This window comes from Pedobacter sp. (assembly GCF_035566355.1).
Classification (GTDB): Bacteria; Bacteroidota; Bacteroidia; order Sphingobacteriales; family Sphingobacteriaceae; genus Pedobacter.
In genome coordinates, this window is the sequence record NZ_DATMRL010000011.1 from 1 (window position 1) to 6997 (window position 6997).

Annotated in this window: 9 protein-coding genes; all 9 read right to left on the reverse strand. The window is 35.9% G+C overall.

Annotated features, from left to right (window positions below):
• Positions 1-581 precede the first annotated feature (581 nt).
• Positions 582-1676: a DUF4238 domain-containing protein gene (locus VNZ46_RS00395; protein ID WP_325558090.1), complete on the reverse strand. Its 1095-nt coding sequence runs from the start codon at positions 1674-1676 to the stop codon at positions 582-584.
• A 45-nt stretch (positions 1677-1721) separates the two neighbouring features.
• The gene (gene acpS / locus VNZ46_RS00400; RefSeq protein ID WP_325558091.1) at positions 1722-2096 is read right to left on the reverse strand and encodes a holo-ACP synthase; all 375 of its coding nucleotides are present in this window, start codon (positions 2094-2096) and stop codon (positions 1722-1724) included.
• A gap of 125 nt (positions 2097-2221) precedes the next feature.
• Complete coding sequence (locus VNZ46_RS00405; protein ID WP_325558092.1) at positions 2222-2812, reverse strand: hypothetical protein; 591 nt, start codon at positions 2810-2812, stop codon at positions 2222-2224.
• Positions 2793-3641 carry a dCTP deaminase domain-containing protein gene (locus tag VNZ46_RS00410; RefSeq protein ID WP_325558093.1) on the reverse strand — a complete coding sequence of 283 codons (849 nt, stop codon included), beginning with the start codon at positions 3639-3641 and terminating at the stop codon, positions 2793-2795. The genes VNZ46_RS00405 and VNZ46_RS00410 overlap by 20 nt, the downstream gene beginning before the upstream one ends.
• An 88-nt stretch (positions 3642-3729) precedes the next feature.
• On the reverse strand, positions 3730-4791 hold the full coding sequence (locus VNZ46_RS00415; protein ID WP_325558094.1) for a nucleotide kinase domain-containing protein: 1062 nt from the start codon (positions 4789-4791) through the stop codon (positions 3730-3732).
• 15 nt (positions 4792-4806) lie between these two features.
• Entirely contained in the window at positions 4807-5547 is a 741-nt protein-coding gene (locus VNZ46_RS00420; RefSeq protein WP_325558095.1) for a hypothetical protein, read from the reverse strand.
• Between the two features lie 20 nt (positions 5548-5567).
• Positions 5568-6428: an ImmA/IrrE family metallo-endopeptidase gene (locus tag VNZ46_RS00425; RefSeq protein ID WP_325558096.1), complete on the reverse strand. Its 861-nt coding sequence runs from the start codon at positions 6426-6428 to the stop codon at positions 5568-5570.
• Positions 6429-6435: 7 nt separating this feature from the next.
• The gene (locus tag VNZ46_RS00430; RefSeq protein WP_325558097.1) at positions 6436-6777 is read right to left on the reverse strand and encodes a helix-turn-helix transcriptional regulator; all 342 of its coding nucleotides are present in this window, start codon (positions 6775-6777) and stop codon (positions 6436-6438) included.
• Positions 6767-6997 (reverse strand): hypothetical protein (locus VNZ46_RS00435; protein WP_325558098.1); only part of this gene is annotated, 231 nt, incomplete at its 5' end. The genes VNZ46_RS00430 and VNZ46_RS00435, both read right to left, overlap by 11 nt.

Sequence of the window (6997 nt, forward strand, 5' to 3'; positions counted from 1 at the left end):
ATTTCATGCCGTCTATAACAGAAAGAGATCGAGCTAGTATTGTTTATAATTATAGACACAAATTGATGCATGTATTTTTTGCAAAAATGGACTCCAACAATTTTTGTGGACTCACGAAATGGCCAGCGAGTTCCAATTTAATAAATCGAACCCATGGGCACTATAAAATGCTCAATGTACCCAAATTGTACGAAATTTATATTCAGGCCGTTGAATCACTACGTACTCGAATATTCACGGATAAAAATGAACAGATTATTAACGCATTTTATAACAACTTTCCACGTCAAATGCAGACAACTTTTCCGAGCTCGACACTCGTCAACACTACTACCATAGCACCCAAAATTGGATGAGTTTTCGGGAATTATGAATGGAGCTTTGTCGCAATCTTCTTGAGATAATTGTATCTGCGTTTCACTTCACAGCTTTACTTTATAAATCGAGTGCAACTATTATTGAATTTGGAGAGAATATTTGTAATTCCACATAGCACACCTTCGAAAACCGGTCAATAAGAAAACGCAATTTATCGGTTTTGCTAATATCTGGGAGTTCTCGGTTAAGAGCTCTGATTTTTTCTAAAGTGTTATCCGTCTTCTGAGAAATTTATTTTGTATTTCACGGGTTTTCAGAATCATTTCATGTTGCTCTTGGTCCGTTAAAGTGCCATTCTGTTCATATTTTTTCAGGTATTCAATCAGCACGGCGTGTGAATCTCTGTTTTCGTTTGTTTCTGGAAATATGGCAAGAACTTGCCTGATCATATTTATTTTGGCTTCTGCAGATGTATCATTTAGAAATTTATCGGTCTGCTGCTGATTCCGCTCATTTGTCTCACGATTGGTGATCAAAAAACGCGACGCCTGTTCCCTAACTGTGTTATTGTGCATTGTTACAGACAGGTTGGGTATCCAATGACGTCGCACCTCATCTCTTCTTTTGCTATTATCATGATATAATCGAATGGCCGTCTTTTTATTTAGGCTAATAATAAATTCCTTAGATCTTTCCAATGGATTTTCGTCGTTACTGATCAAGTCCTGTAACGCTAGAGGGTTATCGCTAGTAATGAATTCTGAATCGTCTTCTCTAATCATAGCAACTTCAAACTTAACGTCAATATGAAAAGAACCAATCTCATCAATCCTACTGATGTGTTGTTCTTTGAAAGTCTTTGTTATTAGTTTTTCGAAATAATCCATAATACCCTCCGTTGTATATTCACGAAAAGAAAAATCTATATCTAGGTAAGTAATTCCTTTCTTAAACGAACTGTTAGCTTCTCTGCAAAGTTTTAAAATTTGTGCTTTATGATGCGCCAAACTTCTGTTAAGCAACCTCGGATTCCGAATATAAAACTGAAAAAGTCCCATGATAATTTCCGCTCTCTGCAATTCAGAAATAAATCTGATGTTTGGATTCGTTAATATATCGTAACTCTTTTTATAAAGAGGCTCTATCCCATTACCGTATATTTTTTCTATGGCAAACAAATCCCTTGCAACCCGGTTCCCCTCTTCTAAAGTATAGAAATCAGTTTCTGAACAAACCTTTTTGATATTCGCATTAAAATAACGACTCAGTTTCGTATCGAAAACATCGACGAAATATTCGTCTCCTCTTCGGTTTGCAAAATTTCTTAGATAAACCCTAGGAACAAAATGCTGATTCATGAAAAGATTGTTGATTTTCGAGATAAGCGGCTCTGCCGGGTCGCCTTATCCATGAGCGATAACATATGCCAGGGAATATTCGTTGGAATGTGCAAGACTAATGTACCAGGAAGTTATAGCAAAATTCACAGAAATATCCATTACTTCACCACTTAGGAATATTTCAGGTTTTCCTAATTCGGAAGGAAGTGTTTCGATTTCAGTCAATGCAATTCCATCCTGCATTCCTACACCTATACTTTTTAAAACTGCTTCTTTGGCCGCAAAACGCCCGGCTAAAAATTGAATGGATTTCTTATTAAAATACAAATCCATTTCCTTTTTGGAGAATATCTTACGCAGCAAATGAGAGTCTGATTCCCACTTAAGTAATCTTATCAAGCTGTGGTCAACCAGATCGCAACCTATACCAACAATCATTTTAGATAAATCTTTGAATTTAGATAATCAAGGACGCAATTGAAAATAATTAGGCATTAATTGGTCGCGCCTTTGGTCGCTTGGGGTATATTTGCATGTGTATATAATCAAGCTTTGTAGGAAAACTAATTTAGTTTAGAATATGCAACCTCTTTTGTTATTAAGTCAAATTCAACCTTGCCACCATGATTTTTAATTAACAACCTGAACATCTCATAAGACTTCAGGATAGCACGCTCCCATTCTTCTGCAGATCTCACTTTCACCTCAAAATTTTCTGTCATCTCTTTTATAATTCTCAGCGTGATCTTAGAAACTTTATTAACGTTATTAAAATAGTCTTTTCTTTTTGCCTCATTAAAAACAATCATAGATATTGCTTCCTCTGTTATAGAGGCCCTCGCCCCATCTTCAATCTTATCTACCAATTCATAACTCTTTCGCTTTCTTCTCATCATTGCACGAGAACAAGGTGACCATCCAAGAACAGCTGCAAAAGTATAATGAAATACATCGTGGTATCTATAAAAGTCATTAGTATAAGAGTTGTCGTTAATTACATCACCTAACTGGCTCATACCATTTAGAATAACCTTTACCTCTCCTTTAGTGCCTTCTCCCACTTCTTCGAAGAACGCTGTAAAGCTGCGAGGAATTTGCTCATCATTTTTACATCCTGCATCGAATAAATCGTTATTATCTTTTCGTTGTGTCATCTTGAGCTCTTTTTTTAAATAAACTATCTACTTTATAGGAAACTATACTATCAAAATTAGGCCTTTGAATCTCCTGTTTAATCTGCTCAATAATAAGTTTTGAATTCTTGCCATCAACATAGCCTTTGTCATAACTAGACCCGTCAAATAATAGTTTTAATAGTATTGTAGTTGCTAAGCCGATTAATATTCCATAAAGCCAGATTTTTCTGTCTTTCTTTTCATCCGACTTAATTATTTTTTCATTTAAACTACTTTCAACGTCCTTTATTTTATCGAATAAGGCTTTAGGTGAAGTCAGTTCTCCCCTTTTTAAAAACTCAATATATTTTGGCGGAATGTGATTAAGCTTGCCAAAATGTTCATTGTTCTTATTATATGCTTCGCTTTCATCAAGCTCAGACTTCAGTTCTGCAAACCATATAGGAAAATACGGTTCTCCGTAATTTAAAACTATTGGGGAAGGACCGGCATTGTACACGGAAAAAAGCAACTTATCGTGAAAACCCGGATCCACATGAAAGCCCGATACATTTATCAAACCTTTTAATTTCTCCCCTGCTTTTATGGATATAAAGGCAATTTTATCCTTAGGTACATATACTTTTTCTTTGGTCAAAAGCAGGGCGAATTGGCCAGGATTTATGTCAACAGGTCTATTCTTTAAGTCATCTAAAATTTCGACTTTCCCTGTTTTAGCATCAGTCAAATAGACTTCTTCACCGAGGCTAAGTTCATAACATCCGTTTGTTAGCCTCGCCGTATTGAACGGCTCAATTACTGAAAACTTTGTCTGAATTATATTAAAATCCTTTACACCTAAAAACATATCCCTATATTAACTAGTAATTTACTCAATAACCTAAAACTTCTCAACCCATTGTACAGAATGTACATTCGATGTGTATAAATACCTGTTAAAGAACCCTTCTCTTGATATTTTCGTTGATTCCCCACTTAGGTGGGAACCAATAATCAATTGGCTGGATATTCGCCTTAAATATCTGCTTTATCCTTGTTCTTTCGCTGGCACCTTTGATGTCTGGATGTTTTACTCTTGCATACTTATCCACCTCACAAAAAAGGTTCTGACAATCAATCAACTGAAGAAGCCTTCCCCACAAAGTTTTAAAGGATAATCCCAATTTTTCGAACTCCCACTCCTGGCGTTCTGTCATTAGCTTAATAATTTCAGCATCGTTTAGACCACCCGTGCTATAGAAACACTTACTAATCCCGCCCTTTGCACCAGGACCAGGAACAACAAAATCCGATTCTGAAAAATTCAAAATGGTTGAGTAATTTATATCAATAAGAATTTGGTAAGCTAAGAAATCCCCTAATCCTGGGAGAGTCTTAACGATTTCAAATGCTTGTTGCATTCTTTTTGCCGAAGACAATTTACCATGCATGTCATTCTTCATCAGCATTTCAATCAATTTAAGATGATTGGAATGCTTTCTTTCATACCCAAAAAATGATTTTCCCGAAGGCATTATATATGCAGCAGAATATATTCGTTTACCGCTTATAAATTCGTCGTTCAGCACTTTGTCATAATGTTTAAAGCTGTAATCGGAATACGTCAGTGGTCCCAATTTTGAAGTAAGCAATTTCCAAGTTTCAATTTTGTTGAATAATTTAAATAGGAAAATGCGAAATAAAATCTCTTTGGGATTATCAGGCAATTGAGAATTATAAATTACCTCTTTTATTAAAAACTGACTTACCCTGTCAGATGCACGATATGCATTAGTAAATTTGTACCGGCCAATAATCGGGTCTGGTGACCAAGGATAAGGTTTTCTGTCAACCCTGTTAAAAAAAGTCTCTTGTCTAAGAACAGCAAATCTCCAATAACTATCATATACTTCGGTTGTTTTTGCCGGAGTTAGCGGAATATAAATGTCAATTCTCCCTTTTGCGACTGATTCAATTTTTTTCTTCCTTTTGTCTGGCTTTCTGGCTACCTGAGTCATAATACTAATAAATCTTTATAGGTTTGCTTTTTCTGCCATTAAATCCAATAAGTTTTGACCTTCGGATTTTGTCAACTTGTCAAGTTTTTCAACACCAATGAAGCACGTGAACCGTTCCAATTCGGTACCTATTTCATGTGCAACAAATTTTCCCAGATTTATCAAGCCCAACCAATTACCGTAGGCGCGCTCATAAAGATATTGCACTGCATAAAAACTATTTAAAATGAGTTTTCCGTTTGGAGTCATATAAAATGTTACATGTTGCAAACATGGAAAGCGCTGATAAGCTCCCTCAGTATGATCTTTCGAAGGATCAAAAATTGATGCCTGAAGCTTTGATCTTCTTTTAATAACTCGGTCTTGCAAAGAAGTGATTATATTTTCCAATTGATTAATTTTTCCTTTAGGACCGCCGTCAAATGCTATCAGACGTTCGAAATAGGTTCCCCGAGCATTGCTGGACGCATCAATTTTTTTAATACGCGGTAATATTTCAAGAAATCCCTTATACAATTTGTGCCTATCATAACCATTAAGGACGTATAGCGACTCAGGAAATATTGTTTCTGCTACTGTATGCACTTTAGCTTTATCATTTTTCTTGAGGTCACTATCTAATGCAACACGGAATGCAGGACTTTCGTTAAACTCGGTAAGGCTGACTACAAGTGGGGTAATCTCGTTTCCTGGACATTCGATGATATGTTTCAATGTTCTAATCCAAGCACTAGAGATATTATTGTCTTCGATCAAGAGCGGGGAAGTTATCATAATTATTCATTTTCATTTTCTAAATGTCTATTTTCTGACAAGCCTATATAGCCATGATTTTGGATTCTTATAAAACTGCCCTCATCGCCATCCTTTGTGGCTACACGAACAATACCTGACCTTTGAGCAATATACGCTATACCAGCGCCGGTACATTGACATTGCTTCAAATTATTACCTTCGACCTTCAAGTCATTTGGCAGAAAAATATAATTGGATGTTTCCAAATCAATGGTTGGATTTTCCGCACAATCATCAATTATCTTAAAAAAAGAATTTTTAACAGGGCCGCCAAAAATCTTAAACAATATATCATTGGGCTTATAATTTAATAAGGATTGCGCATGAGGGTCGCTTATAATTCGATTTAACCTACAATGACTAATTAGCGTTTGATATCCTACTCCAAATACGGATGAAATTGTAATAAATTGAAGAGGTGTTGCGTTTTTAATGGTCCAATTTCTTTTTACAAATTCTGCCAAAATGCCTGCTACCGGCATTAAGAAAGCCCCTGCAAAAGCATCAACTAATAATTCATCCTCTTCTCTATTTGCCATCATATCAACATTATCAGTCAAAATATCTATTTTTCCACCATGCCCGAAGACATGATGACCGAGCTCGTGAGCACAGGTAAAATATCGCCTGGGAAATGGTCGCAAATTTGAAATGAGTATGGTGGGAAAACTAGAATTTCTCGATGTCACGTATATACCTTCCATATTTATATCGACGAATCGAACCGTTAGACCGATCTTTTCGCAAGCAGTAAATACGTTTACGGGTTGAAACATATTGAGCCCCAGCTTCATTCTGATCTCATCAGCCTTGAAAATTGCCTTTTTGACTAGGTGATTCATCAAAAAATTACTTTGGTAAAATTTTCATCAGCTGCACTAACCGATTCGCATCTTCCTTAGAAAGCTTGGCGAATTCACGTGCTGCAAATTTCATTTCTGGAGATAAACCATCTTTCGTTTCGCTTTCGTTGAGTATAAGCCAGGAAGCATCTACTCGGTAAAGATTTGAAAATTGAATAATTTCTTCAGCACTCACTTTCCTTTTTCCAGATTCAATTTCCGATATTGCAGGTCTTTGCAAACCTAATCTGTCTGCTGCTTGTGATTGGGAAAGTCCCGCTAAAGTTCTTGCTTCTTTTAATCTGTCTGCAATTTTCATTCTATCAGAATTTGGATTATTAGTTTCCATTTTTTGCTAATTTGATAAATTTTAAAGCTGCATCTTTAATTGTTAACTGATTATGGGAGTCTTTGTCATGAAATATGTAGCAATTGTCTGGCATATTCACATCTAATATTGCACTTACTCTAGCCATTATGGTAATTAACACTGGGCTGCGAATACCGATTAAATCCGGGCAACAATCTCTATCAATGTTAGCTCCAAGCTTCAAAATTTCATTAATTTC

What these genes read in the sequence shown, in the direction of transcription:
- VNZ46_RS00395 (WP_325558090.1), bottom strand. Translation starts at nt 1,676, where the DNA reads ATGAATCAGCATTTTGTTCCTAGGGTTTATCTAAGAAATTTTGCAAAC.
- acpS (WP_325558091.1), bottom strand. Translation starts at nt 2,096, where the DNA reads ATGATTGTTGGTATAGGTTGCGATCTGGTTGACCACAGCTTGATAAGA.
- VNZ46_RS00405 (WP_325558092.1), bottom strand. Translation starts at nt 2,812, where the DNA reads ATGACACAACGAAAAGATAATAACGATTTATTCGATGCAGGATGTAAA.
- VNZ46_RS00410 (WP_325558093.1), bottom strand. Translation starts at nt 3,641, where the DNA reads ATGTTTTTAGGTGTAAAGGATTTTAATATAATTCAGACAAAGTTTTCA.
- VNZ46_RS00415 (WP_325558094.1), bottom strand. Translation starts at nt 4,791, where the DNA reads ATGACTCAGGTAGCCAGAAAGCCAGACAAAAGGAAGAAAAAAATTGAA.
- VNZ46_RS00425 (WP_325558096.1), bottom strand. Translation starts at nt 6,428, where the DNA reads ATGAATCACCTAGTCAAAAAGGCAATTTTCAAGGCTGATGAGATCAGA.
- VNZ46_RS00430 (WP_325558097.1), bottom strand. Translation starts at nt 6,777, where the DNA reads ATGGAAACTAATAATCCAAATTCTGATAGAATGAAAATTGCAGACAGA.